Source organism: Streptomyces soli (genome assembly GCF_003999195.1).
Lineage (GTDB): Bacteria > Actinomycetota > Actinomycetes > Streptomycetales > Streptomycetaceae > Actinacidiphila > Actinacidiphila soli.
On record NZ_RJVR01000295.1, the window covers coordinates 37117 to 62029 of the forward strand.

General features: G+C 70.4%; 22 protein-coding genes. 14 read left to right on the top strand and 8 right to left on the bottom strand.

The genetic code is table 11. From position 1 onward, the window contains the following. The first annotated feature begins 20 nt into the window (after positions 1-20). The 3 genes from EFK10_RS33230 to EFK10_RS33240 all read left to right on the top strand — a co-directional run bounded on the left by EFK10_RS33230 (position 21) and on the right by EFK10_RS33240 (position 3649). Positions 21-722 carry an ABC transporter ATP-binding protein gene (locus EFK10_RS33230; protein WP_127359367.1) on the top strand — a complete coding sequence of 234 codons (702 nt, stop codon included), beginning with the start codon at positions 21-23 and terminating at the stop codon, positions 720-722. After that, the gene (locus EFK10_RS33235) at positions 719-3106 is read left to right on the top strand and encodes an ABC transporter permease (RefSeq protein ID WP_127359368.1); all 2388 of its coding nucleotides are present in this window, start codon (positions 719-721) and stop codon (positions 3104-3106) included. Before EFK10_RS33230 ends, EFK10_RS33235 begins: the two co-directional genes overlap by 4 nt. A gap of 357 nt (positions 3107-3463) precedes the next feature. Further along, entirely contained in the window at positions 3464-3649 is a 186-nt protein-coding gene (locus tag EFK10_RS33240; RefSeq protein WP_127359369.1) for a hypothetical protein, read from the top strand. A gap of 36 nt (positions 3650-3685) precedes the next feature. Here the strand turns inward: EFK10_RS33240 and EFK10_RS33245 are convergent, their stop codons facing one another. From EFK10_RS33245 to EFK10_RS33255, 3 genes are all read right to left on the bottom strand, one after another. Further along, on the bottom strand, positions 3686-4033 hold the full coding sequence (locus EFK10_RS33245; RefSeq protein ID WP_127359370.1) for a hypothetical protein: 348 nt from the start codon (positions 4031-4033) through the stop codon (positions 3686-3688). A 168-nt stretch (positions 4034-4201) separates the two neighbouring features. Continuing rightward, a complete protein-coding gene (locus EFK10_RS33250; RefSeq protein WP_127359371.1) occupies positions 4202-4633 on the bottom strand; it encodes a DUF7144 family membrane protein in 432 nt (143 codons plus the stop codon). 224 nt (positions 4634-4857) lie between these two features. Further along, complete coding sequence (locus EFK10_RS33255) at positions 4858-5355, bottom strand: hypothetical protein (RefSeq protein WP_127359372.1); 498 nt, start codon at positions 5353-5355, stop codon at positions 4858-4860. Positions 5356-5543: 188 nt separating this feature from the next. Between EFK10_RS33255 and EFK10_RS33260 the strand changes: the two genes are divergently transcribed. The 3 genes from EFK10_RS33260 (at position 5544) to EFK10_RS33270 (ending at position 9890) form a co-directional block, all read left to right on the top strand. After that, positions 5544-6431 carry a glycoside hydrolase family 19 protein gene (locus EFK10_RS33260; RefSeq protein WP_127359373.1) on the top strand — a complete coding sequence of 296 codons (888 nt, stop codon included), beginning with the start codon at positions 5544-5546 and terminating at the stop codon, positions 6429-6431. A gap of 99 nt (positions 6432-6530) precedes the next feature. Further along, on the top strand, positions 6531-7349 hold the full coding sequence (locus EFK10_RS33265) for a methyltransferase domain-containing protein (RefSeq protein WP_127359374.1): 819 nt from the start codon (positions 6531-6533) through the stop codon (positions 7347-7349). Positions 7350-7874: 525 nt separating this feature from the next. Next, positions 7875-9890, top strand: coding sequence for an elongation factor G (locus tag EFK10_RS33270; RefSeq protein ID WP_127359375.1), 2016 nt, complete (start codon positions 7875-7877; stop codon positions 9888-9890). Here the strand turns inward: EFK10_RS33270 and EFK10_RS33275 are convergent, their stop codons facing one another. Continuing rightward, on the bottom strand, positions 9891-10265 hold the full coding sequence (locus EFK10_RS33275) for a hypothetical protein (protein WP_127359376.1): 375 nt from the start codon (positions 10263-10265) through the stop codon (positions 9891-9893). A gap of 269 nt (positions 10266-10534) precedes the next feature. Here EFK10_RS33275 and rho point away from each other — a divergent pair, with 269 nt between their 5' ends. Beyond that, a complete protein-coding gene (gene rho, locus EFK10_RS33280; protein ID WP_127359377.1) occupies positions 10535-11647 on the top strand; it encodes a transcription termination factor Rho in 1113 nt (370 codons plus the stop codon). 140 nt (positions 11648-11787) lie between these two features. On the opposite strand, the gene EFK10_RS33285 is transcribed toward rho, so the two are convergent. Next, positions 11788-14289 (bottom strand): SpoIIE family protein phosphatase, encoded by a 2502-nt coding sequence (locus tag EFK10_RS33285; protein WP_127359378.1) that lies wholly within the window; start codon positions 14287-14289, stop codon positions 11788-11790. Positions 14290-14616: 327 nt separating this feature from the next. Between EFK10_RS33285 and EFK10_RS33290 the strand changes: the two genes are divergently transcribed. The 7 genes from EFK10_RS33290 to EFK10_RS33320 all read left to right on the top strand — a co-directional run bounded on the left by EFK10_RS33290 (position 14617) and on the right by EFK10_RS33320 (position 21839). After that, positions 14617-16188 (top strand): sensor histidine kinase, encoded by a 1572-nt coding sequence (locus EFK10_RS33290; protein ID WP_407647202.1) that lies wholly within the window; start codon positions 14617-14619, stop codon positions 16186-16188. Next, a complete protein-coding gene (locus tag EFK10_RS33295) occupies positions 16185-16592 on the top strand; it encodes a roadblock/LC7 domain-containing protein (protein WP_127359380.1) in 408 nt (135 codons plus the stop codon). The genes EFK10_RS33290 and EFK10_RS33295 overlap by 4 nt, the downstream gene beginning before the upstream one ends. Next, the gene (locus EFK10_RS33300) at positions 16589-16957 is read left to right on the top strand and encodes a DUF742 domain-containing protein (RefSeq protein ID WP_127359381.1); all 369 of its coding nucleotides are present in this window, start codon (positions 16589-16591) and stop codon (positions 16955-16957) included. The genes EFK10_RS33295 and EFK10_RS33300 overlap by 4 nt, the downstream gene beginning before the upstream one ends. After that, complete coding sequence (locus EFK10_RS33305; RefSeq protein ID WP_127359382.1) at positions 16938-17558, top strand: GTP-binding protein; 621 nt, start codon at positions 16938-16940, stop codon at positions 17556-17558. The genes EFK10_RS33300 and EFK10_RS33305 overlap by 20 nt, the downstream gene beginning before the upstream one ends. Next, positions 17555-18973, top strand: coding sequence for a cytochrome P450 (locus EFK10_RS33310; RefSeq protein WP_127359383.1), 1419 nt, complete (start codon positions 17555-17557; stop codon positions 18971-18973). Before EFK10_RS33305 ends, EFK10_RS33310 begins: the two co-directional genes overlap by 4 nt. A 333-nt stretch (positions 18974-19306) precedes the next feature. Beyond that, positions 19307-20449: a selina-4(15),7(11)-diene synthase gene (locus EFK10_RS33315; RefSeq protein WP_127359384.1), complete on the top strand. Its 1143-nt coding sequence runs from the start codon at positions 19307-19309 to the stop codon at positions 20447-20449. A gap of 49 nt (positions 20450-20498) precedes the next feature. Then, positions 20499-21839: a cytochrome P450 gene (locus EFK10_RS33320; RefSeq protein WP_240677632.1), complete on the top strand. Its 1341-nt coding sequence runs from the start codon at positions 20499-20501 to the stop codon at positions 21837-21839. 15 nt (positions 21840-21854) lie between these two features. Here EFK10_RS33320 and EFK10_RS33325 read toward each other — a convergent pair whose 3' ends face one another. The 3 genes from EFK10_RS33325 to mptB all read right to left on the bottom strand — a co-directional run. After that, a complete protein-coding gene (locus tag EFK10_RS33325) occupies positions 21855-23066 on the bottom strand; it encodes a S8 family peptidase (RefSeq protein WP_127359385.1) in 1212 nt (403 codons plus the stop codon). 69 nt (positions 23067-23135) lie between these two features. After that, positions 23136-24317, bottom strand: coding sequence for a glycosyltransferase 87 family protein (locus tag EFK10_RS33330; protein WP_127359386.1), 1182 nt, complete (start codon positions 24315-24317; stop codon positions 23136-23138). Beyond that, the coding region (gene mptB, locus EFK10_RS47970; RefSeq protein ID WP_206305689.1) for a polyprenol phosphomannose-dependent alpha 1,6 mannosyltransferase MptB at positions 24314-24913 on the bottom strand (600 nt) is incomplete at its 5' end. The genes EFK10_RS33330 and mptB, both read right to left, overlap by 4 nt.

Sequence of the window (24913 nt, forward strand, 5' to 3'; positions counted from 1 at the left end):
CCCCGGCCTGTGGAGGCACCGTGACAGCGAGCGCGCCCGTCATCGACATCCGCGATGTGAGCAGGACATACGGGGAAGGGCCTCCGGCTCTCGCCGACGTGACGCTGAGCGTGCGCGCCGGGGAGGCGCTGGCTGTGCTGGGGCCGTCCGGCAGCGGCAAGTCGACGCTGCTCAATCTGATCGCCGGGCTGGACCGGCCGAGCACTGGCAGCGTCATGGTCGACGGACTGCACGTGGACGAGTTGGGCGAGGCCGCATCGGCGAAGTACCGGCGGGCGAAGATCGGCATGGTCTTCCAGTTCTTCAACCTCCTGGACGACCTGACCGTCACCGACAATGTGCTGCTGCCGGCCCAGTTGGCCGGAATGCCCCGGGCCGAGGCCCGTACGCGCGCGGGAGACCTGCTGGAGTCCCTCGGCATCGACCGCCACGCCCGCGCCTACCCCGGCCGGCTGTCCGGCGGGGAGCGCCAGCGGGTCGCGGTCGCCCGGGCGCTGATGAACCGTCCGGCGCTGCTGCTGGCCGATGAGCCGACGGGCGCGCTGGACACCGCCTCCGGCGAGGACGTCAGGGAACTGCTGGCCGAACTCAACGCGGACGGCCAGACGATCGTGCTGGTCACCCACGACCTGGGCCTTGCCGAGTCCTGCGCGACGCGCACCATCGAGCTGGTCGACGGCCGGATCGTCCGGGACGTGGCCACGCTGACGGTGAACCGATGAGCGCCCTGGGCCGGGTGGTCCGCGCGGGAGTCGGGCGGCGGCGCGTGCAGACCGCGGTGATGATCCTGACCACGCTCATGGCCGTCACCGCGTCGGTCCTGGCGGCCGGACTGCTCGTGGCCTCCCAGGCGCCCTTCGACCACGCCTTCGCCCAGCAGCACGGCGCCCACCTGACCGGGCAGTTCGACGGTACGAAGGTCACGGCGCCGCAGCTCGCGGCCACCGCGCACGCGTCCGGTGTGACGGCCGCGGCCGGCCCCTTCCGGACCCTGTCGCTGCGCCCGCGTACGACCTCGGGCTCCGACCCCCTCCCGGCCGGGGCCGATCTGCCGCCGATGACCGTGGTGGGCCGGGCAAGCGCCGGCGGCCCGGTCGACGACACCGTCCTCGTCGACGGTACGTGGGCCACCCGCCCCGGCCAGATCGTGCTGGCCTACGGCGGCCTGCCCCTGCGGCCGGGCGCGCAGCTGACCTTCCCCGACCTGCCGGGCAGCCCGACGCTGACGGTGGTCGGGGTGGCCCGGTCCGTGACCGACACCGCCGAGGCCTGGGTGGCCCCGGCGCAGGCCGAGGCACTGACCGCGCAGGGCAGCACGGCCACGTACGAGATGCTCTACCGCTTCCGCCACGCGGGCACGGACGCCCAGGTGGCCGCCGACCGCGCCGCCATCACTGCGGCTCTGCCGAGGGGTGCGATGACCGGATCGCAGTCCTATCTGACCGTGAAGCTGCAGGCGGTCGCCAACACGATGGCGTTCGTGCCCTTCGTGGCCGCCTTCGGGGTGCTGGGGCTGTTGTTGTCGGTCCTGATCATCGGCATCGTGGTCAGCGGCGCGGTCGGCGCCGCGACCCGGCGGATCGGCATCCTCAAGTCCCTCGGCTTCACTCCGGCGCAGGTCGTCCGGGCGTACGTCGCGCAGGCGCTGATCCCTGCGGCGATCGGCTGCGTTCTGGGGGTGGTCTGCGGCGACCTGCTGGCCGTGCCGGTACTCGGCGATGCCGGGAGCGCTTACGGCGCCGGGTCGTTGACGGTCCCCCTGTGGGTCGATGTCGCGGTGCCCGCCGCCGCTCTCGCGCTGGTCGCCTGCGCCGCCCTGGCGCCCGCGCTGCGTGCCGGGCGGCTGCGCACCGTCGAGGCGATCACCGTCGGGCGTACGCCCGGTGCCGGGCGTGGACGCCTGGTACGGCGGCTGACGGGACGGCTGCCGGTGCCGCGCGCGGTCAGCCTCGGCCTGGCGAACCCCTTTGCCCATCCGGCGCGTTCGGCGACGATGGCCGCCGCGGTCGCCTTCGGCGCGGTCACCGTCACCTTCGGGGTCGGGCTGGCCCTGACGCTCGGGGCCGTCCAGTCGGGCCGGATGCTCAATTCGGCGGGCTCGGTCGTGGTGGCCACCGGCGGCGGTCAGCAGGGGCCGCCCGGTGCCCAGGTGGTCCATGTCGGGGGTGAGCCGGACGCGCCGAAGGCCGACCCGGCCGAGGTCACCGCCGCACTCCGTACGCAGAAGGGGACCCGCGGCTTCTACGGCACCACCCAGGCGCAGGTGAGCGCGTCCGGGGTCACCGGGGCGACAACCGTGGTGGCGTACCAGGGCGATTCGTCGTGGGGCGCCCCCGAGATGGTCTCGGGCGCCTGGCTCACAGGCCCCGGCCAGGCGGTCGTCTCCACCCGTTTCCTGCGGGCCGCCGGGATCCAGGTCGGGGACACCGTCACGCTGACCGAGCGCGGCCGGCACGTCTCCGTACGGATCGTCGGTGAGGCGTTCTTCACCGTGGGCGAGGGCATGGAACTCCTCACCCCGACCTCCACCCTCGCCGCCCTCGGACTGGACTCGCAGCCGAGCCGCTTCAACGTGGAGACCGAGCCCGGCACGGACCTGGCGGGCTACCTGGCCTCGCTCAACGCCTCGCTGGACCCAACCGGTGCCGTCGCCTTCGCCAACACCAGTGGTACGTCCGACCTGATCGCCACCATGGACGCGCTGGTCGGGATGCTCACCCTGATGCTCGTCGCGGTCGCCGGCCTGGGGGTCCTCAACACGGTCGTCCTGGACACCCGGGACCGCGTCCACGACCTCGGCGTCCTCAAGGCCCTGGGCATGACCCCCCGGCACACCGTCGCCATGGTCCTCACCTCGGTCGCCGCCATCGGCCTGCTCGCCGGAGCGGCCGGGGTTCCGATCGGCGTCGCCCTGCACGCCCACGTCACGCCCCTCATGGGCGACGCCGCCGGCATAACCCTGCCCCCCTCGGCCATCTCCGTCTACCACCTGCCCGACCTCGCCCTGCTGGCCCTGGGCGGCCTGGTCATCGCACTGGCCGGCGCGCTGCTCCCAGCCGGCTGGGCCGCCAGGACCGGCACCGCGACAGCGCTGCGCACCGAGTGAGCCGGCGAGCCGGGCGTCACATGTCCCCGCGCGCCGAGTTGCACGGCCCAGGGACCGCCGCGTTAATGAATGAGTGACCTGTCCGGGCCACCGCCCGCGCACCCCATCGACAGGCGGAGGTCCGGATGGACATGATCCATGTCCGAGCGGTGTGCCCACCGGACCTCACGGAACGCACCATGGCCATGCTGGGTGCGGAGCCGTTCGTCCTGAACCTGCTCCTGCAGCCCGGCAGCGTACGAAATCCGGACGGCGACGCCATCGAGTGCGACATCCTTTCCGGAGCCGCCAACGAGGTCCTGCGCGAGCCTGCGGGACCTCGGACTCGAACGCCGGGGCTCCATCGTCCTCGACCCGGTGGACACGGTGTTCTCGGAGCGCGCGGCCAGGGCCGGTGCCGATGGACTCGGGGCCCGGCTGCGTGCGCCGGTGTGGAAGCAGGCGGAGGCCCGGATGGTCGGGACCGGCACGCTCAAGTGCCAGCGGGCGATCTGGCGGCGGGTGAGCGAACGCCGGCACGAGCGCGCGGTCAGGCGCTCGTGATCGGGCCGCTCAGGCTGCCGGGCAGCTGGGCGACGTTCAGACGCCGACGAAGGAGAAGCTCCGCCACGCCGGGTGGCCCGGCACAATGCTGTCCGAGAACAGCGTCGCGACATAGACGGTCTCGGCGCCCTGCGGCTGCCGGCAGTTGGCGCCCTCGTAGAGCACGATGTCATTGAGCGTGTTGTTGGTCACGGCCTTGGCACCGACGGGTCCCAGGCTGTGGCATCCCCGGGTGACGGGGTTCTCGATGAGCACCGCCTCGTCGGTCGGGGTGGTGTAGAGGAGCGTGCCCACCGCGGAGTGGGTCATTTGGGAGCATCCCGTGACGGCGAGCATCAGAAGCAGGGCTCCGGCACGGATACCGGCCAGGTGACGGTTGGGCATGGGGAAGTGTCCTCGTCTGTGCTGGAGGGATTCGAGCCTTCCTCTCCAGACAACCCTGCCGCGTCCCCGCCTCCGCGTCATCTGAAGGACGGCCAGTCGGCGTACACGCCGGCATGTTCGGTCAGCGTGACGCTGGTTTCCCCTCGTGTCCCGCGAACGGCCCAATGCCTAGTCGGTGCGGGCTTCTCGGCCGGTTCCGACGCACAGCGCCCAGATGACAAAGGCATCGACGGCGATCAGCACGATGGCCCAGACGGGGTAGTACGGCAGCCACATGAAGTTGGCGATCATCGACAGACCTGCCAGGACGATTCCGGTCACGCGTGCCCACATCGCTCCACTGAACAGGGCAGCGCCCGCCAGAACGACCAGAACCCCGAGGACGAGGTGGATCCAGCCCCAACTGGTCAGGTTGAAGGTGTAGGCGTAGTTGGCGATGGTGACGAAGACGTCGTCCTTGGCGATGGCGGAGATTCCTTCGAATATCGCCATCGCTCCGCCGAAGATCATCATGACCCCGGCGAAGGCGATCCAGCTGGACGCCCACACGCTTCCGCTGCTGCTTTCGGTTCCGTGCCCGCGCATTCCAGTCGTGGCCATTTTGGGCTCCTCCCACGTAGGCCTCGCCACTGGTCGGTGACCGGCCAGTGGCCGCATTTCAGCTTGCCACGAGAATCGCCGACCGGCAGACCCAACGTAGATGTGCGACGAATTCGTACGGTGCTCCAATGGAAGTGTCCGGTGCGCCGAGGATTGCACGCCGGTCGGGAATTTTTTTGTTTATTTCTGCCGCGCCGGGTCGTGCGTTCAGGGCCGAATTGTCATCACCGCCCCTGCCGCACTGTGGCCGGGATGATCCGGTAGTCCCGCTGGAAGACGAGGTTGTGCACGTCGGCGGCGGCGATCTCGCGGAGGGTCGCCAGTTTCGCGGTGGCCTGTTCCTCGGTGAAGACGTTGAGCGGCCAGTCGCCCACGGTGACGCCGCGCAGGTGCGGGTGGTGGAACCCGGCACCGTAGAAGGCGTGCAGCGTGACCGGGCTGATGCCCGCGTCCCTTTGCTCGGGCCAGGTCAGGGCCCAGACGGCATCGATGCCGTGCTTGGTGGAGCGCACGCCGGTGGACCGGATCTCTCCGGTGCGGAGGAGCAGGTCGTCGTTGATCTCGGTGAGCGCCTGGCGTGCGTAGGGGTCGAGGAGGGGGACCGCCTTGGCGAAGAGTTGTTCCTTGTCCTGACGGGAGACGGCGTTTCCGTGCACGCCGTCCCGGAGGTCGGCGAAGTGCCGCAGAAGTTCTGCCGTGTAGCCGGGTCGGGACTCGTCCATGGGCTCCGCCTCACTCGGTGTCGCTGCCGCTGTCTTCATCCCAGCATCTGACGGGGCGACGGCGTCCGCTCCCCGGGGCCTAACCGATGGTCTAGACCTTGACAGGTACAGACCAGTGGGGTTCAGTGCTGTCACCCCCCACAGCGGCCGCCACTCCTTCAGCGCGGCCGCGCAAAAGGAGTGATCACATGCCACGGCGTATCGCGGCACTGCTCACCACCGTCGCCACGATTCTCGGCATCCTTCTGGTCCTGCCCGCGTCCTCCGCCTCGGCGGCCGACTGCGCCTCCGCCTGGAGTTCGTCGGCCGTCTACACCGGCGGAATGACCGCCTCGTACAACAGCCACAACTGGCTTGCGAAGTGGTGGACCCAGAACGAGAGGCCCGGCAGCGCCGACGTCTGGTCCGACCAGGGCGCCTGCGGCAGCGGAGGCGGCGGCTCGACACCGGCTCCCTCGGGATTCGTGGTCAGCGAAGCCCAGTTCAACCAGATGTTCCCCAGCCGGAACTCCTTCTATACGTACAGCGGTCTGACCGCCGCCCTCAGTGCCTACCCGGCCTTCGCCACCACCGGAAGCGACACGGTGAAGAAGCAGGAGGCCGCCGCCTTCCTGGCCAACGTCAGCCACGAGACGGGCGGTCTGGTCTACATCGTGGAGCAGAACACGGCCAACTACTCGCACTACTGCGACTGGAGCCAGTGGTACGGCTGCCCGGCCGGCCAGTCCGCGTACTACGGCCGAGGCCCGATCCAGCTCAGCTGGAACTTCAACTACAAGGCGGCCGGTGACGCGCTCGGCATCGACCTGCTCAACAACCCGTGGCTGGTGCAGAACGACGCCGCCGTGGCGTGGAAGACCGGCCTCTGGTACTGGATGACCCAGTCCGGCCCCGGCACGATGACCCCCCACAACGCCATGGTCAACGGCGCCGGCTTCGGCGAGACCATCCGCAGCATCAACGGCTCGATCGAGTGCAACGGCGGTAACCCGGCGCAGGTGCAGAGCCGGATCGACCGGTACAACGCCTTCGTCCAGATCCTGGGGACGACTCCGGGCAACAACCTGAGCTGCTGACGCGGTCACCGCGACGAGCCCAACTGCTCCTCTCCACCCGTCCGTCCCACGGCTGTTACTGGCCCGAGGGCGGGCGGGTGGCGCGCTACAGTGCTGCGCATGGGGGAATCGCGGCCGAACTCGGCGTTCCATTCGGACAACATCAAGGGCTCGAACACAGACCTGCTGGTCGGCGCGCTGGACGTCCAGGCGGCGAGCGCCGGGGTGCGGCGGCTGCGGGAGTGGGCGCACCGGGGCATGGCCGCGCGGTCCGGCGAGCGGGCGCTGGACATCGGGGCCGGCACGGGGTCGGAGACGCAGGTGCTGGCAGCGGCGGTCGGGCCGGCCGGTGACGCACTCGGGGTGGAACCGAACCCCGGGGTGCGGTCGGTTGCCGAGCGGCGTGCGGCCGAGGCCGGCAGCCGGGCCCGGTTCGTGGACGGCGACGCGCTGGCGCTGCCGGTCGGCGATGCCGACGTCGACGCGGTGTGGTGCGAGCGGGTCTTCCAGCATCTGGCCGAGCCGGAGAAGGCAGCCACGGAGATCGCGCGGGTGCTGCGGCCGGGCGGCCGGGTCGCGCTCCTGGACACCGACTGGGCGACCACGATCCTGCACCCCGGCGAGGCCGACGTGGTGGCGGTCCTGACCGGCGGCGCCCTCACGGCAGCCGCCAATCCGTACGCCGGCCGGAAGCTGGTCGGCCAGCTGGCCGCAGCGGGGCTCGAGATCCACGACGTCGGCTCCCAGGCCCTCATTCAGGACCACCAGAAGGTCAGTTGGCCGATCATACGGATGCTCGGCGAAGGTGCCGTACGCCGCGACCTGATCACCGAAGGCCAGCGCGACCGGCTCTACGCCGACCTCACGGCAGCCGCCGGGCGCGGCGCCCTGCACATGTCGGTGACCATGTTCGGCGTCATCGCCCGCCGCCCGGCCTGACCGCCGTCCGGTATTCCGGCGCCACATAGAGGCCGCGCGAATAGGTGGGGCGGCGTCGCGTGCCGATGGCTCTCGCCTGGCGGCGTTGTCGTCGGTCGACGACGTCCCCCAGCCTGGCGGCTGGGTGGGGGTCCCCCGGCCGAAGGCTGGTGGGGGTCCTCCCCCAGCCTGGCGGCTGGGAGGTGCCCCCACCGGACGGAGTCTGGGGGAGAGTGCCCCCACCGCGTCGCCTCTCTCTCCCCCAGCCCTGGCGGCTGGTGGGGGTCCCCCCGGCCGAAAGCTGGTGGGGGTCCCCCCGGACGGAGTCTGGGGGAGAGTGCCCCCACTGCCTTGCCAGACTCGGCCCTCGACACGCTCCTTCCTCCGCCCCACCTATTTGCGCGGCCTCATAATTCGGTTGCCCCGCGGGGTGGCCGCCTGCTGTACTCCCGGCACCAGCAGAGTCGAGCAGGGAGACGGAAATGCGCGAAGCGTTCATGTCCAACCAGAAGGGAATTGCAACCTACCCAGAGGACATGACGCGGCGTGAGTACGTTGAACTTGGGAATTCTGGCGCATGTAGACGCCGGTAAGACGAGCCTGACCGAGCGGCTGCTCTTCGCCGCCGGTGTCATCGACGAGATCGGCAGTGTCGATGACGGCAGTACGCAGACCGATTCCCTGGCACTGGAACGGCAGCGCGGTATCACGATCAAGTCCGCTGTTGTGTCGTTCGCCTTGGATGACATCACGGTCAATCTGATCGACACACCCGGCCACCCGGATTTCATCGCGGAGGTGGAGCGGGTGTTGAGCGTGCTCGACGGCGCGGTGCTGGTGGTCTCGGCCGTCGAGGGTGTGCAGGCGCAGACGCGCGTGTTGATGCGGACGCTGCGCCGGTTGCGCATCCCCACCCTCATCTTCGTGAACAAGATCGACTGCCTTGGCGCGCAGTACGAGCGCGTGCTGCACGGCATCGCCGACAAGCTGGCGCCGGCGATCGTCCCCATGGGGTCGGCGCGCGGCCTCGGCACGCGCACGCCCGACTTCCGGCCTTACGGCGCGGACGACGCGGAGTTCACAGCCGGGCTGGCCGAGGTGCTGGCCGACCAGGACGACGCGGTCCTGGCCGCGTATGTGGACGACGGGACAGCGCTGTCGTACGGGCGGCTGCGGCGGGAGCTCGCGGGGCAGGTCGGGCGGGGGCTGGTGCATCCGGTGTTCTTCGGGTCGGCGGTCGGCGGGGCGGGTGTGGCGGAGCTGAGTGCCGGGATCAGGGAGTTGCTGCCGGTGGCCGAGGGGGACGAGGACGGGCCGGTCTCGGGCACGGTGTTCAAGGTCGAGCGCGGACCGGCGAGGGAGAAGATCGCGTACGCACGGGTGTTCTCGGGGACGGTACGAGTACGGGACCGGCTGCCCTTCGGCGAGGGCGGCGAGGCCCGCGAGGGCAAGGTCACCGCGATCGGCGTGTTCGATCGGGGGGCGGCCGCGCAGCGCGGGGAGGTGGGAGCGGGGCGGATCGGGAAGCTCTGGGGGCTGGGGGACATCCGGATCGGCGACACGCTCGGCGTATCGCGGACGGCGTCGGCGGCCCGTCACTTCGCCCCGCCGACGCTGGAGACGGTGGTGGCGCCGTGCCGTGCGGCCGACAGGGGCGCGCTGCGCGTCGCGCTCGTACAGCTCGCCGAGCAGGATCCGCTGATCAACCTGCGGCAGGACGAGGTCCGTCAGGAACTCCTCGTGTCGCTCTACGGGGAGGTGCAGAAGGAGGTCATTCAGGCGACGCTGGCAAACGAGTTCGGCCTCGACGTGGAGTTCAGCGAGACCACGACGATCTGCATCGAAAGGCTCGTCGGGACCGGTGCTGCCGCCGAGTTCATCGCCAAGGAGCCCAATCCGTTCCTCGCGACGGTGGGGCTGCGGATTGATCCGGCCCCCCTCGACTCCGGTGTGCGGTACCGGCTGGAGATCGAGCCCGGCGCGCTGCCGCTGGCGTTCCGTAAAGCAGTGGAGGAGACGGTACGGGAAACGCTGCGGCAAGGAGTCCACGGTTGGCAGGTCACCGACTGCACGGTCACCATGACGCATTCCGGCTATTGGCCGCGGCAGAGCCACTCCCACGGCGTATTCGACAAGAGCATGTCGAGCACGGCCGGGGACTTCCGCAACCTGACGCCGCTGGTCCTGATGAGCGCCCTGAAGCAGGCCGGCACCCGGGTGTACGAGCCGGTGCACCGCTTCCGCCTGGAGTTGCCGGCCGACGCCTTCGGGCCGATCCTGCCGGTGCTGGCCCGGCTCGGGGCCGTACCGGGGACCCCCGAGCAGCTGGGGTCGTCGTGCCTGCTGGAGGGGGAGATTCCGGCGGCACGGGTACACGAGCTGGAGCAGCAGCTACCGGGGCTGACGCACGGCGAAGGGGTGCTGGAGTGCGTCTTCGAGCGCTACGAACCGGTACGGGGCACGGTCCCGGAGCGATCGCGGGCGGACCACAATCCGCTCGACCGCCGGGAGTACCTGCTGCGCGTCGTACGGCGGGTCGCGGGCGGCCGGGCGGGCGCGTGATCAGCGCCCGGCCGGCCCGAAGGTGGAGGTGCTGACCACGGAGCCGTCGGCGCTGAGGAGGCGGACGCCGGTGACGGGGGAGATGCGGGCCGGGTAGGGGCCGCCCCAGCTGGCGTAGCCGTCCTCGAGACGGAAGGTGCCGACGGTGGCGATGGAGCCGTCGGCACGGATGATCTGGCAGCGGACGGTGGCGTTGTCGGCGACCACCTTGTCGGCGTCGACCGACATGTAGAGCCACGGGGAGGGCCCGGTGTAGGCGAAGGCCTCGCCGATCGGCCGGCCCTGCGCGGTAAGGCCGGCCGTGTGCAGGGCGGAGTGGACCGCTGCTGCGGGGGCGGCGGCTCGGCGCGGGCGTCGACGAGGGGGTCGCCGCATTCGGCGACGGGTATGCGGCGAGGGCCCTGGCCGTCGAGGTGGCCGTCAGGGTCGGCGTCCGCGACTGAGCCCACCCCGGGGTTGTGATACAGTTCAAACAGCACCCGAGTACGCCCTGACAAGTGGCGCCGGTGCTGGTTCCCTCTCGTACCGCTGATGGGCCGTCCTTTTCTTGGGATCGGCGAGCCGGTGGTGCGGTCATCACTTTTCTTCCCTCGATGCGTTGCGTCTCGTTTTCCGATTACGCCGTGTCCGTGAAAGGACCCCCCATGCTCGGCACTACCGAACCAATCGAACAAACATCCGGTGTCCTTGACATCGTGAACGGCGGCAACGGCTTCCTGCGGAAGGCGGGCTACCTGCCCGGGCCGCACGACGTGACCGTGCCGGCCGCCCGCATCCGCCAGTACGGCCTGCGCAAGGGCGACTTCGTCGAAGGCGCGCCCGGCCTCACCCACCTCGACCGGGTCAACGGCCGCCCCCCGGAGGCGGCGGCGCTGCGCGCCCGGCCGCACTTCGCCGAACTCACGCCGCTGCACCCCCGGGAGCGGCTGCGCCTCGAAACGTCGTCCGCCGGCCTGGCCACCCGGCTCGTGGACCTCGTCGCCCCCGTCGGCAAGGGCCAGCGCGGCCTGATCGTCGCACCGCCGAAGACCGGCAAGACGGTCCTCCTCAAGGCCCTCGCGCACGCGGTCGCCGACAACCACCCCGACTGCCACCTCATGATGGTGCTCCTCGACGAACGCCCCGAGGAAGTCACCGACATGCGTCGCTCCGTACGCGGCGAGGTGCTGGCCTCCACCTTCGACCGCCCCGCCAAGGAGCACATCGCCCTGGCCGAACTCGCCATCGAGCGCGCCAAGCGGCTTGTGGAGCTGGGCCAGGACGTCGTCATCCTCCTGGACTCCATCACCCGCCTCTGCCGGGCCTACAACAACGCCGCCGCCAAGAACAGCCGTACCCTCACCGGCGGCGTCGACGCCGCGGCCCTCCTCGGCCCCAAAAAGCTCTTCGGCACCGCCCGCCTCGCCGAAGAAGGCGGCTCCCTCACCATCCTCGCCACCGCCCTCGTCGACACCGGCTCCCGCGCCGACGACTACTACTTCGAGGAGCTCAAAAGCACCGGGAACATGGAACTCCGCCTCGACCGCACCCTCGCCGACCAGCGCATCTTCCCCGCCGTCGACGTCACCCCCTCCGGCACCCGTCGCGAGGAACTTCTTCTCCCGCCGGCCGAACTGATCGCTGTGCGTGGCCTGCGGCGCCTTCTCCAGGAGCGTGATTCGCGGGCGACCCTTGAGGTCCTTCTGGAGCGGATCAAGCAGACGCCGAGCAATGCGGCGTTCGTTCGGCAGCTGCATCAAACGGTGCCGGGGGCTTGAGCCGGACGGAGTCCGGCGCAGCCGTCCCGAAGCGCGGGAGGCGCGCCAGCGCCGAGCGCTGCGAGGGCGGCAGGGGGAGGTTCAGCCCAGCGCATCTTCCCCGCCGTCGACGTCACATCCCGGACCCGCCGCAAGGTGCATCAGACGGGCCCGGGGGCTTGAGCGGCCAGAGCGGACGGCGCGGGGAGGTCCTGTTCGGCCCAGATGAGTTTGCCGGTGGGGGTGTGGCGGGAGCCCCAGCGGCGGGTTAGTTGGGCTACGAGGAAGAGGCCGCGGCCGCCTTCGTCGGTGGTCCGGGGGTGGCGGAGGCGGGGGGAGGTGCTGCTGGTGTCGGAGACCTCGCAGATGAGGACGGATTGGCGGATGAGGCGGAGGCGGATGGGCCCGGTGGCGTGGCGGATGGCGTTGGTGACGAGTTCGCTGACGACGAGTTCGGTGGTCATGGCGAGGTTGTCGAGGCCCCATTCCGCGAGTTGACGGACCGCCAGGGCGCGTGCGCCGGACACGACGGCCGGGTCGGAGGGCAGGTCCCAGGCGGCGACCTGGGTGGCGGAGAGGGCGTGGGCGCGGGCGATGAGGAGGGCGATGTCGTCGGAGGGCGGGCCGGTGACGAGGCCGGCGATGGCCTTCGCGCAAAGGCCCTCCAGGGTGAGTCCGGGCTGGGCGAGGATCTCGCCCAGGCGGTCGAGGCCGGTGTCGAGGTCGTCGCCGGAGTTCTCGATGAGGCCGTCCGTGTAGAGGGCGATGAGACTGCCCTCGGGGAGTTCGAGCTCGGCGGATTCGAAGGGCAGGCCGCCCAGGCCGAGCGGGGGCCCGTCCGGCAGGTCGGGGAAGCTGACCTGGCCGTCCGGGGTGACGAGGGCGGGCGGCGGATGGCCGGCGCGGGCCATGGTGACGCTCCGGGCGACGGGGTCGTAGATGGCGTAGAGGCAGCTCGCTCCCAGAACGGTGGCCGAGGCGGCCTCGTCGTCCCCGCCGCTGTCATCGCCGTCGACGAGGCTGTCCTCCTCCGCCAGCCGGAGGACGAGGTCGTCCAGGTGGGCCAGCAGCTCGTCGGGCGGCAGGTCCATGTCGGCGAGGGTGTGCACGGCCGTACGCAGCCGGCCCATGGTCGCGGCGGCGTGGATGCCGTGGCCGACCACATCGCCGACGACGAGGGCGATCCGGGCGCCGGAGAGCGGGATGACGTCGAACCAGTCGCCGCCGATGCCGTCCCGGACGTTGGCCGGGACGTAGCGGGAGGCGACGTCGAGCGCGCCGCCGCCGGTGACGCCGGGCGGCAGGAGGGCGCGCTGGAGGGCGACGGCGGAGTGGTGCTCGCGGGTGAAGCGGCGGGCGTTGTCGACGCAGAGCGCGGCGCGGGCGCAGATCTCCTCGGCCAGCAGCAGATCGTCCTCCTCGAAGGGCTCGGGGTGCCGGGACCGTACGTCCGGATGCCGGGTCCGTACGAAGGTGGCCACCCCCAGCACCGTGCCGCGCGCTCGCAGCGGCACCCACATGACCGACCGCATCCCGTACTCGCGGATCCGGGCCGCCCGCAGGGTGTCCTCGGCGATCCAGGGCGTGTTCTCGACGTCCAGGACGACATCCAGCCTGGCCTTGCCGTCCACTACGCAGCGATCGTACGGGGACGACTCGGGCGCGCCGATGGGCTCGCCCGGCGCGACGGCCGACTCGGGGGTGCCCTCGCGGAGCGACCGCATGGCGGTGCGGCGCAGCGACGCGCCGGTGGCGGCGGCGATCCCGGGCCCGGAGCCGGGTTCGTCGCCGTGCAGCACCGCGTCGAGGAGGTCGACGGTGACGAAGTCGCAGAGTCGGGGCACGGCGAAGTCGGTCAGCTCCTGGGCGGTGCGGACGATGTCCAGGGTGCTGCCGACGACCGCGCCGGCCTCGTCGAGCAGGGCCAGGCGCTCGCGGGCCCGCCAGCGGTCGGTGACGTCCATGACCATGTAGCAGACGCCGAGCACGGTGCCTGCGGCGTCGGCGAGCCGGAAGTAGGACGTCGAGTACGCGCGCTCCCGGTACGGCTCGGCCAGGGTCCAGCCCCGGTACTCGTAGTCGATGATGGGGGTGCCGGTCCGCAGGACCTGCCGCATCCGTTCCTCGATGGCGTCGGTGTCCAGGCCGGGCAGGGTCTCCTTCAGGCCGCGGCCGATGCGCTGCTCGCGCGAGACGCCGCCCCTGTTCACCAGGGCGTCGTTGATCCATACGTAGCGCAGATCCGGGTCGACGATGCCCATGCCGATGGGGGCGCCGGTCAGCATGCTCTCCAGGAGGGGACCGCTGACCGCCAGGGACGGGTTCTCGGACATGTCGACGGCGGAGACCACCCACTGGTCCGGGTTCTCGCCCTCACCTGGGGCGGTGTGCACCGGGGACACCCGCAGGCCCACCTGGATCCGCCGCCCGTCGCGGTGGCGCAGGCCCACGAACCCGGCCCAGCTCTCCTCCGTACGGCAGTGCTCCACGACGGCCGCCGCCCGCGAGGCGTCCTCGGGGGCAGCCAGCAGGGCGGCGGCGGACCGGTGCAGCACATCCGCCGGCCGGTGGCCGAGCAGCCGCTCGGCGGCCCGGGTCCAGCCGATCACGGTGCCGGTGGCGTCCAGGACCGCCGTCGCGGCATCGCCCGTGTCGAACGGCATATATCCATGCTATGCCCCCGAAGCGGGCGGATTCGTCCGGTTTCGCGCTTATAGGAGCCGCCGCCATTCCCTTTCCCGCCCGGCCTTACCGCCGGTAGGGCCGGCGCAAGGGGTGGCGCGAATGAAGGTCCGAACTGTCGTTCCTAGAAAGCACATTGGGGACAGAGGCATATGCTTGGTGCGGCTTCCCGGGCCCCCGGAACGGGCTATGCTACTTGCGGCTCAGCGTGTTGTCGCAATTACGCCAGGTCAACCCTGCGTGCTCGTTCCCGCTGGGGCCGACCCCCGTTCGTCGTTCCGTAATCCCGCGATCGTTTGAGGATGCTGATGGTTCGTGCAGGCTCGCCACCCGGAGACCGGCGACCCACCCCTGTTCTTGCGTGGTTACTACCCACCGTCGTGACCGTGGGAGCCGCTGCCGTCGCCGTCGCGCTCGCCCCCTCCGGCGCGCGCATGCCGGTCGCCTGGTGCGGGGCGGTGGCGGCACTCGCGGTCGCCGTCGTCGCCGCGGAGGCGGCCCGCCGGGGCCGCGCCCTACGGGCGCTGCGCGAGCAGGCGGCACGCCAGGTCGCGGAGCTGCGCCACAGTCTGGCCCGGCAGGAAGAGGAGACCATACGGCTCGCGCGGCAGCAGCTGCCGCACGCGGTGAGCCGGCTCCAGCAGGGCGAGTTCGTCGATGACGTACTCGCCGGCGTCGAGCACTTCGACGAAGGTCTCACCCCCGAGTTCCAGGCCGCCCGCGTCGCGTTGCTGCGCTCCGCGCTCGAAGCGTTCTCCGCCGAGGAGGACATCCGTGAGTCCTCGCAGCGCGCGTTCGTCAACGTCGCCCGCCGTGTTCAGGCCATCGCCAACCAGCAGGCCTCCGACCTGCGCAGGATGGAGGACCGGCACGGCGGTTCGCCCGCCGTCTTCGGTGACCTGCTGAAGCTCGACCACGGCACCGCCCTCATCGGCCGGCTCGCGGACAGCATCTCGGTGCTGGGCGGCGCGCGGCCCGGCCGCCAGTGGAGCAAGGTCGTCGCGCTTTTCAGCGTGATGCGCGGCGCCATGTCCCGTATCACCGACTACCAGCGGGTCGATCTGCACTCCATCGCCCAGGTCGGCATCGTCGGCCCCGGCGTCGAGCCGCTGATCCACGCGATCGCCGAGGTGCTGGACAACGCGACCCGCTACTCCCCGCCGCAGACCAGGGTGCATGTGTCTGCCGTCGAGGTGCAGACCGGTATCGCCATCGAGATCGAGGACGGCGGCGTCGGCCTGAGTCCCGATGCCCGCGACCGGGCCGAGCAGGCCATCGCCGAGGCGCAGGCCGGTATCGACCTCAAGGACCTGGGTGAGACCCCGCGGCTCGGTTTCGCGGTGGTCGGCCGTCTGTGCCGGGCGTACGGCTTCCAGATCTCGCTGCGCTCGTCCGCGTACGGCGGTGTGCGTGCCGTGCTGATCGTGCCGTCGGAGCTCATCACCAGCGCCCCCGCGACCGGCATCGCGCACGGCATCGGTGCCACGTCCAACTCGCAGTCGAGCGTCAAGGCCGACCGGAGCCGGATGCCGGTGGACATCAAGCCGGTGGGACCATTGATCCCCGGCCCGAAGGCCTCGCCGCCGGCGGTTTCCATGACGGATGACGACGACATCCCCGTGGTGACCGAGCGGACCCCGAACGGGCTTCCGCAGCGGCGTCGCCGTACCTCGTACGCGGACTCCGGAGCTGTCCCCGCGGCCAAGGCGCAGCATTCGGCCGCCACTGTTACTTCCTCCGAGCCGGCGCAGTCCGAACCGGTGCAGCCGGGCCTGTGGTTGGCCGCTTTCACTAGCGGAGTCAACGGCGACACCCCGCCGGCCACGCCTGCGAGCAAGAACAGTGACGAGACGTCGTTAGATGAGAGTGAGAAGCCGTGATTCAGCAGCGGGCCAACATGGACTGGATGCTCAAGGATCTCGCGGAGGGCGTTCCGGGAACGCTGCATGTGATTGTGCTGTCCTCCGACGGCCTGCGCATGGCCCAGCACGGCGGCGACCCGGACGCCGCTGACCGCCTGGCGGCGGCCTGCGCCGGGCTGCAGAGTCTCGCGGCGGCCGTGGGCACGGAATTCCCGCGCGGCGACGGGCGGATGCGGCTGGTCGTCATCGAGATGTCGGGAGGCTTCTTCTACATGATGGCGGCCGGCCCCGGTGCCTACCTCGCCGTCCTCGCCGACGAGGAGGTGGACGCCGGCCTGATGGGGCAGCAGATGCGTGACCTCGTCGCGCGCATCGGCGCGCATTTGACCAGCCCGCCCCGCAACGACGGCCTGACCGCATGAGCGAAGGGGACCACGAGCCCGGGGTCGACGAGAACGAGTACGACCCCGGGCGAATGTACGTGGTCACGGGCGGACGTACCGGGACCGGCAAGGCCGCTCTCGACCTGGTCACGCTGATCGTGGCCACGTCGGAGCCACAGCCGACGATCCAGCCGGAGGCTGCGGGGATTCTCCGCCTCTGCGAGTCCCCTCTCTCCGTGGCCGAGATCTCCGCATACACGGATCTGCCGATCAGCCTGGTCATGGTCATCCTGGCCGACCTCCTGAAGGACGAGCACGTCGAGGCACGTGCTCCGGTCCCCAAGGCACTTCTTCCCGAACGCGCACTTATCGAGGCGGTGATGCATGGACTTCAAAAGCTCTGACGCGGTTGTGGGGCCGCGGAGCGAGGACATATTGCCGTCATCGGTCTCCACCGCCGTCAAAGTAGTGATCGTGGGCGGCTTCGGGGTCGGCAAGACGACCCTGGTCGGATCGGTGAGCGAGATCCGCCCGCTGACCACCGAAGAGACCATGACCCAGGCGGGGGTCGGGGTCGACGACAACACCGGGGTCGAGCGCAAGTCCGAGACCACGGTCGCCATGGACTTCGGCCGGATCAGCATCAACGACGAACTGGTGCTGTATCTGTTCGGCACGCCCGGGCAGCAACGTTTCTGGTTCCTTTGGAACGGCCTGTTCGAGGGCGCCCTCGGTGCGGTGGTGCTGGTCGACACGCGCCGGCTGGAAGTCAGCTTCGATGTGATCGGACGGCTGGAGGAGCGCGGAGTGCCCTTCGTCGTCGCCATAAACACCTTTGCGGGTGCCCCCGGTTATCCCGTGGAGGAGCTGCGGGCCGCCCTGGACCTGCCCGACAACGTACCGATCGTCGACTGCGATGCCCGCAAGCGCGATTCCAGCCGGGACGTCCTGATGGCCCTCATGCGCTACCTGTACTCCCTCGCCGTGAAAACGGAGGCATCATGACCACCCCTCCCCCCGAGTGCCCCGCCCATAGTTCGGGTGGCGCCGCCCCCGGTGGCCTGACCCGGCTCTACGGTCCCGAGGTCGACGCCGACCCCGAGGGCCTGTACGAGAAGCTGCGCGCCGAGTACGGGCCGGTGGCACCGGTCCTGTTGCTCGGCGAGCAGCCCGCCTGGCTGGTCGTTGGCCACAACGAGAACCTCGAAGTGCTGCGCAATCCCTCGCGGTTCTCCCGGGACTCGCGGATCTGGAACCAGCTCAAGGATGGCAAGGTCCCGATGGACTGGCCGCTGCTGCCGGTGGTCGCCTGGCAGCCGGTGTGCGTCTTCGCCGACGGAGTCGAGCACGACCGGCTGCGTGGAGCCGTCACCAACAGCCTCGGGCGCCTCAACCGCCGTGGCATCCGCCAGTACATCACCCGCTTCGCCAACCAACTGGTCGACGAGATCTGCCAGTCCGGGCGGGCCGACCTTGTGTCGCAGTTCGCCGAGCAGTTGCCTATGCTCGTCATGACCCAGCTGTTGGGCATGCCGGAGGAGGAAGGCCCCAGGCTGGTCAAGGCCCTCCGCGACATGCTGATGGGCACCGAGACGGCCATCGCGAGCAACGAGTACGTCATGCGGCTGTGCACCCAGTTGGCCGTCCGCAAGCGAGCGGACCCCGGTGGGGATCTCGCGTCCCTGCTGGGCCGGGACGACGCAGGCCTGACCGACGAGGAGATCGCGGAGCATCTGCGGCTCGTCCTGGTCGCCGCCAACGAGACCACGGTCAACCTGATTGCCAGCGGTCTGAAGATGGTGCTGACCGATCCGCGCTTCCGCGCGCACCTGAATGGTGGTCAAATGACCCTCCCGGATGCCCTGGAGCAGGTGCTGTGGGATGAACCGCCCATGGCGGCGGTGCTGGGGCGGTGGGCCACCGGTGACACCGTGCTGGCCGGCCAGCAGATCAAGGCGGGCGACATGCTCATGCTCGGCCTGGCGGCCGGCAACGTGGACCCGCGGGTCCGCCCCGACCTGAACGCCTCGTTGTACGGCAACCGTTCCCACCTGGCCTTCAGCAGCGGTCCGCACGAGTGCCCCGGCCAGGACATCGGACGGGCCATCGCGGACACCGGGATCGACACCCTTTTGATGCGCCTGCCCGACCTGCACCTGGCCGTGGAGGAGGGGGAATTGCGCTCCCGGGCCGCGTTCCTCTCACGTCACATGGTCGATCTCCCGGTGAAGTTCAGCCCGCGCAAGCCCATGGGAGAGCAGCTCCCGACACCGCGTACTCCGCAGGCCCAGCCTCCGGCAGCCGAGATGCCGCCCGCCCAGCCTGAGCCCATTGCCGCGGCCGCACCCGTCGGGGCTCCGGTGCCACGGCAGCGGCGCTCCCGGTGGAGCGCGCTGACCTCGTGGTTCCGCGGGAGGTAGCCGCCGAGTTATCTTCGTCTCATTCTGCGACCAGCGCGGTTAGGGCGCACGGGCCAGTGCGCCCGTGCGCCCCGTATTGCGCCGGGGGCCGCTGCCTAGGCATGACGCCCTGCTCAGTCCGGGGTCATGCGCCGGGCGCACACGGGGCGCACGCTCGGCGCAATGGGGGTGCATGCCAACTGGTGTTCGCATGATGAGATTTGGCGCCTTGACGGACAGTGCCATATGCCGGAGTAATGGTCGCTGTAAATGATCCACTCACTTATGCGGCCCGGCATGCGCCTGGCCGCCACGTGAGTGGTCAGCGTGGAAACAACTGAGAGGTGATCGTCCGTGGGGCCTGAGCTGACAGTGCCACCGATCTACTCTCCACTCCGATCAGCCATCCACCCTCGCCATGTGGCCATAGACGCCCATACCGCCGCGTGGGCCGATGAGTTCAGCATCGGATCCCACGAGCTGCGAAGCCGGCTGGTGAAGCATGACATCGGCACCTTCGCCGCGCGGATCTTTCCCGAAGGACGCGAAGAGGTCATCACCATCGCCGCGGACTTCATACTCTGGCTCTTCGGGGTCGATGACGGCTACTGCGAGGAAGGGGAGATCGGCACTCAGCCAGGCGAGCTCATCGGCGCGCTCTCGCGGCTCATACGTGTCGCCCAGAATCCGGAAGCTCCCATGCTGGTCGATGATCCGCTGGCCCTGGGCCTGCGGGATCTCCGCTACCGGATGGACCGTTACGGCACGTCCGTACAGGTTACCCGCTGGATCGACGCCCTGCGGGAGTACTTTTCGTCGGTGGTCTGGGAGGCGTCTTTCCGCAGCCGCGGTACGGTTCCCGACCTCAACGACTACACCCTGATGCGTATCTACGACGGGGCGACGTCGGTGATTCTGCCCCTCCTGGAGATGGGGCACGGCTACGAACTCCAGCCCAACGAGCGTGACCACACCTGGGTGCGTGCCGCCGGAGAGATGGCGCACTTCATCATCGGCTGGGACAACGACATCCTCTCCCACCACAAGGAGCACCGCGCCGGCGGCTACTACCTCAACGCCGTACGCGTGCTGGGGCAGGAGTACGGCATCGGCCCCGGACACGCGCTGCTCACCGCTATCGCTTATCGCGACCGCGTCATGAACCTCTTCCTCCGTATGTCCGCGCACCTCAAGGCCACCGGCAGCCCGCAGCTGCGGCAGTACGTCGACAGCCTGGGGCACTTCATACGCGGGGCCCAGGACTGGGAGATCACGTCGATTCGCTACACCACACCCGACGATCCGGCAGACCTCCCCTCGACCTTCCGCGACACCCCGACCGACGACAGTCCGGAGCCGCTGGACATTCCGGTGATCTCCTGGTGGTGGGATCTCCTCCCAGAGCTTCAGGACGCCTCCACGTCACACGGGACCGCCTATGGCTCAGCCGTATCAGTGCACTCCTTCCTACACCCGATGACACAGCACACGGCATAGGTTCCGGGAAAGAAAAGGGGTTTTCGGAGTGAAAGCAGTGTTGCAGTCGGTGCCACGCGCTCCCGGCGCACTTCCGCTCCTCGGTCACGTATGGCCACTCTGGCGAAACCCGCTCGCCTTTGTGAAAAACCTGCGGGCCGTCGGCGAACTCGTCCGTATCGATATCGGCACGATGCCGGTCTACTTCGTCACCAGCGCCTCGCTCGCTCATGACCTCATGGTCCGCAAGGCCCGCAGCTTCGAGAAGGGTCGGCTCTACGACCGGATGCGTCCGCTGCTCGGTAGCGGGCTGGGCACGGCGCCAGCCGAGACGCACCGCAAGCACCGCAGGCTGATGCAGCCGATGTTCCACCAGAGCCGTGTCGCTCAGTACGGCGAAATCATCACCGACCACGCTCTCGCCCTGGTTGGCTCCCTGGAGCCGGGTGAGACGATTCCGGTGCTGGACGTGGCGTCGGAATACGCGACCGGCACGCTCACGGCGACCATGTTCTCCGCAGGCACCGACACCGGCCGGCGCGCGGTGGAGGTGGTTCAACGCAATATGCCGCTCATCCTCAAGAACATGCTGCTGCGGGCGGTGTCGCCCAAGGCGCTGGACCGGCTGCCGATCCCGGCCCACCGGGCCTTCGACGCGGCGACCGCCGAAATGCGCGGGGTCATCGACGAGGTGATATCGGCCGCGCGGGTCAAGGGCGAGAGCGACGCCCCGGACCTGCTGTCCATGCTGCTTGCCGCCCGCGACGCGGACACCGGCGAGTCGCTCACCGATGTGGAGGTGCGCGACGAGCTGGTGACCATCCTGTTCGCGGGCGCCGAGACCGTCGCCTCCGTCCTGGCCTGGGCGTTCTACGAGATAGCCCGGCATCCGGAGGTGGAGGAGCGGCTGCTCGCGGAGATCGACACGGTCGTCGGCGGCCCGGCCTCGCCGAGTCCGGTCACCTTCGAGGACATCGCCAAGCTGGAGTACACCCGCCAGGTGGTCGACGAGACGATGCGCCTGCACGCGGTGACGATGATGATGCGCCGGGCTGTCGAGCCCGTCGAGATCGGCGGGTTCGACGTCCCGGCGGGAACCGAGTTCGCCTTCAGTCTGTACGCCGTGCACCGCGACCCCGCTGTTTTCGCCGACCCCGGCCGCTTCGACCCCGACCGGTGGCTTCCGGACCGGCGCCGTGACCTGCCCCGAGAGGCGTTCATTCCCTTCGGGGCGGGGTCACGCAAGTGCATAGGGGACGGGGTGGCGCTGACCGAACTCGTCATCACCCTCGCCACGGTCCTGCAGAGCCGACGGCTGCGCCCGGTGCCGGGCAAGGCTCCACGGGAGGCCGTCGCGGCGATGCCGCACCCCGTCGACCTGTCGATGACGGTCGAGCTGCGCACTGCGTAGCTCTCCCCGCTCCTCCTAGAGTCCGTTCGTGTAGGCCAACAGCCTCGGCGTCCCCCAGGGGGCGCCGATTGGCACGTTCGGCGTCGCGTTGTCCGTGAGCCACTTGGAGAGCGTGGCGAAGGTCACGTCGCCGAAGGTGTCCTTGTAGAGCGCGGCGATCCCGGTGACGTGGGGGGCCGCCATGGAGGTGCCGCTCATGTCGGCGTAGCTGCCGTTGAGGGAGGCCGAGGTGATGCCGGTGCCGGGGGCGTTGATGTTGATGCAGGGGCCGTAGTCGCTGAAGTCGGCCTTGCGGTCGTACTGGTCGATGGCGGCGACGGTGAAGGCATGCGCAGCGCTGGCGGGGGAGACGACGCAGGAGTTGGTGTTGCCGTTGCCCGCCGCGACGACCGGGAAGATACCGGCCTGGGCGAGGCCGTCAAGGCTGGCGTTCATGGTCTGGGAGTAGTTGCCGCCGAGCGAGAGATTGGCGACGGCCGGCTTCTTGGCGTTCGCCGCGATCCAGTTGACGCCCGCGATGATGCCGGAGTTCGGGCCGCGCGCGTCGCAGTTGAGGACGCGTACGGCGACGATGTTGATCTTTTTGGCCACGCCGGTGTGCTCCCCGCCGACCGTGCCGGCGACATGAGTGCCGTGGCCCGCGCAGTCCACGCCGTTCCTGCCGTCGCTCATCTCGTCGACGCCGAGGCTGGCCCGGCCGTTGAACTCCGGGTGCGTGAAGTCGAGACCGCTGTCGATGATGTACGCCGTCACCTTGGCGCCCGTCGACTTCACGTTGAAGCCGTGGCTGCCCGGGGCCCGCTCGTTGATCCGCTCCAGTCCCCACGGGATCCCGGTGCCGGCCGCCCGCTTGGCCGGTACCGGCACCGACCGCCGCTCCTCCGGCGAGAGGGTCACCGTGGAGTCCTGCTCCACGCCCAGCACCGACGGCAGCGCCCGTACCTGGGTCAGCTGCGGTTCGGTGAGCGGGGCGGCAAAGCCGGTCAGGGCGTCGCGGTAGACGTGCTTGGCCTTCGCGCCGATACGGGTGAGCACACTGTCCGGGTCCGTGCCGCGGGTGAGGCTCACGATGTAGTGGCCCGGGATGGCGTTGGGCTCCGTTTGGAGCGGTGCGAGCCGGCTACTCCGCACGGCTCCGGAATGCGAGGAGGGCGCCGCGGCAGCGGTCAGCACCGGGACAGCAGCTAGCAGGGCGGCGGCAATCGTCCGACACAGGGACACGCGCATACGGTGGGCTCCTCGGCTTCGGTCCGCTTTGGTCTCCTGACCCCGTCGTACCCTGCCTATCAGCGAAGATCACCTGCGGGCGCGCGGTGATGCGCCGGCAGGGTGATGCGGCGTCACGGTGGCGGCCGAGCCCTCCTCTTGCCGTACGGGCAGCTTGACCAGCAGCGCGAGACTTAGCCAGACGTAGGCGTTGCCGCCGAGGAAGCCGTCGATGCCGCCGGTGTCGTCCAGCCAGAGCCAGATCATGCTGCTGGAGAGCAGTAGGTACGAGGCCGTGGCCGCCGCGGGCCACCGGCGCGGCCGGGAGCGGAGGGCCGCGTCCACCGTCACGGTGAGCGACGGGATCAGCCAGACCAGGTGGTGCACCCAGGTGACCGGGCTGACCAGGCACGCCGCGATGCCGGTGAGGGCGAAGCCCGCCACGTCGTCGCCCGCCGCATACGCCCGGCGGGCCCGCAGCGCCCATACGGCGAGGACGGCGGCCACGGCGCACGCCCAGACCGTGCCCGGGGCATCCAGCCGGGCCAGCAGACCGCGCAGCGACTGGTTGCCGACGTACGTGAGTGAGCCGACGCGGTTCGTGTCCCACATGGCGGCCGTCCAGAAAGTCCGCGAGGCCTGCGGGGCCACGGCGGCCGTGAGCAGTGTGGCGCCGAGCGCCGTGCCGGCGGCGGTCGCGGCGGCCCGTCGGCGACCGGTGAGGAGCAGGTAGCCGATGAACAGCGCCGGGGTGAGCTTCACGGCCGCCGCCAGTCCGATGCCGAGGCCTGCCGCCCGTCGGCCGGTGCGCAGGGCGTACGCGTCCGCCAGGACCAGCGCCAGGAGTGCCAGGTTGACCTGGCCGAGGCTGAGCGTGTCCCGTACCGGCTCCAGCAGCGCCAACAGACAGGCCGCCAGCGTGCCCGCGTACGCCGGGGCCCAGCCCTCCCGCCGGATCACCGGCCAGGCGGTGAGGGCCAGTACGACGACCCCGGCGCCGGCATTGAGGGCGATGCTGACCACGACCGCGCCATGCCAGCTCAGGGCGGCCATCGGCAGCATGCACAGGGCCGCGAAGGGCGGATAGGTGAAGCCGTAGGGGGTGCGTGGGCGTACGTAGTCGTAGAGCCGGCCGCCGTGCACCCAGTCGCCGATCGCGCCGTAGTACACGCCGACGTCGAACCAGTGCCGGTGCAGCGGCACCGTGACGAGGTAAAGCGCGGTGCCGACGACCGCGGTCGCGGCGACCGGCAGGCGCGCGCCGGGGCTCATGCGGTACGCGCCAGGCGCAGCGCGCGCAGCCCGCCCACCGTGAGGGCAGCCAGCGCGCCGCCGGCCGTGGCGAGCGCCAACTGCTGGCCGGTGGCGGGGAATCCGTCGGGCAGCACGGCCATGGCGAACAGCCCGCTCCCGGCCGCCGCCCAGCGCCGGGCCCGGCCGTTGGGCGCGGCGGCGGCTATCGGCACCAGGCCCCACAGCAGGTACCAGGGGCGGATCGCCGGCCCGAGCAGGGCCAGCGCGACGAGGCTCAATCCGAGGCAGTACACCGGCCCCAGCCTACGGCGCAGCAGCCATACGGCGACGATCGCGGCGGCCGCCGCCACGAGCCCGACGCGGTGCCAGGCGGCGGCGGTGACCAGGGGGCCAGTCAGCCGGCCGAGTATGTTGGTCAGCGACCAGTTGGAGGCCGAGGCGGGGGTCGAGAGGGCGTCTATCCAGCCGTAGCCGGTGCCCGTCGCGGCCGTCACCACGACCGTCGTGGCCAGCGCGACGCCCGCCGTGCCCGCCGCGGCCCGCGCCCACCGGGCCCGGCCGGTCAGCCGGTCCGCCCACAGCGCGGCCACCGCGAGCAGTCCCAGAGCCGCCGG

Bases quoted from the DNA above. Each gene is read 5' to 3' on its own strand.
- EFK10_RS33235 (WP_127359368.1), top strand. From the start codon at position 719: ATGAGCGCCCTGGGCCGGGTGGTCCGCGCGGGAGTCGGGCGGCGGCGC.
- EFK10_RS33245 (WP_127359370.1), bottom strand. From the start codon at position 4,033: ATGCCCAACCGTCACCTGGCCGGTATCCGTGCCGGAGCCCTGCTTCTG.
- EFK10_RS33250 (WP_127359371.1), bottom strand. From the start codon at position 4,633: ATGGCCACGACTGGAATGCGCGGGCACGGAACCGAAAGCAGCAGCGGA.
- EFK10_RS33255 (WP_127359372.1), bottom strand. From the start codon at position 5,355: ATGGACGAGTCCCGACCCGGCTACACGGCAGAACTTCTGCGGCACTTC.
- EFK10_RS33260 (WP_127359373.1), top strand. From the start codon at position 5,544: ATGCCACGGCGTATCGCGGCACTGCTCACCACCGTCGCCACGATTCTC.
- EFK10_RS33265 (WP_127359374.1), top strand. From the start codon at position 6,531: ATGGGGGAATCGCGGCCGAACTCGGCGTTCCATTCGGACAACATCAAG.
- EFK10_RS33275 (WP_127359376.1), bottom strand. From the start codon at position 10,265: ATGCGGCGACCCCCTCGTCGACGCCCGCGCCGAGCCGCCGCCCCCGCA.
- rho (WP_127359377.1), top strand. From the start codon at position 10,535: ATGCTCGGCACTACCGAACCAATCGAACAAACATCCGGTGTCCTTGAC.
- EFK10_RS33285 (WP_127359378.1), bottom strand. From the start codon at position 14,289: ATGCCGTTCGACACGGGCGATGCCGCGACGGCGGTCCTGGACGCCACC.
- EFK10_RS33290 (WP_407647202.1), top strand. From the start codon at position 14,617: ATGGTTCGTGCAGGCTCGCCACCCGGAGACCGGCGACCCACCCCTGTT.
- EFK10_RS33300 (WP_127359381.1), top strand. From the start codon at position 16,589: ATGAGCGAAGGGGACCACGAGCCCGGGGTCGACGAGAACGAGTACGAC.
- EFK10_RS33305 (WP_127359382.1), top strand. From the start codon at position 16,938: ATGGACTTCAAAAGCTCTGACGCGGTTGTGGGGCCGCGGAGCGAGGAC.
- EFK10_RS33310 (WP_127359383.1), top strand. From the start codon at position 17,555: ATGACCACCCCTCCCCCCGAGTGCCCCGCCCATAGTTCGGGTGGCGCC.
- EFK10_RS33325 (WP_127359385.1), bottom strand. From the start codon at position 23,066: ATGCGCGTGTCCCTGTGTCGGACGATTGCCGCCGCCCTGCTAGCTGCT.
- EFK10_RS33330 (WP_127359386.1), bottom strand. From the start codon at position 24,317: ATGAGCCCCGGCGCGCGCCTGCCGGTCGCCGCGACCGCGGTCGTCGGC.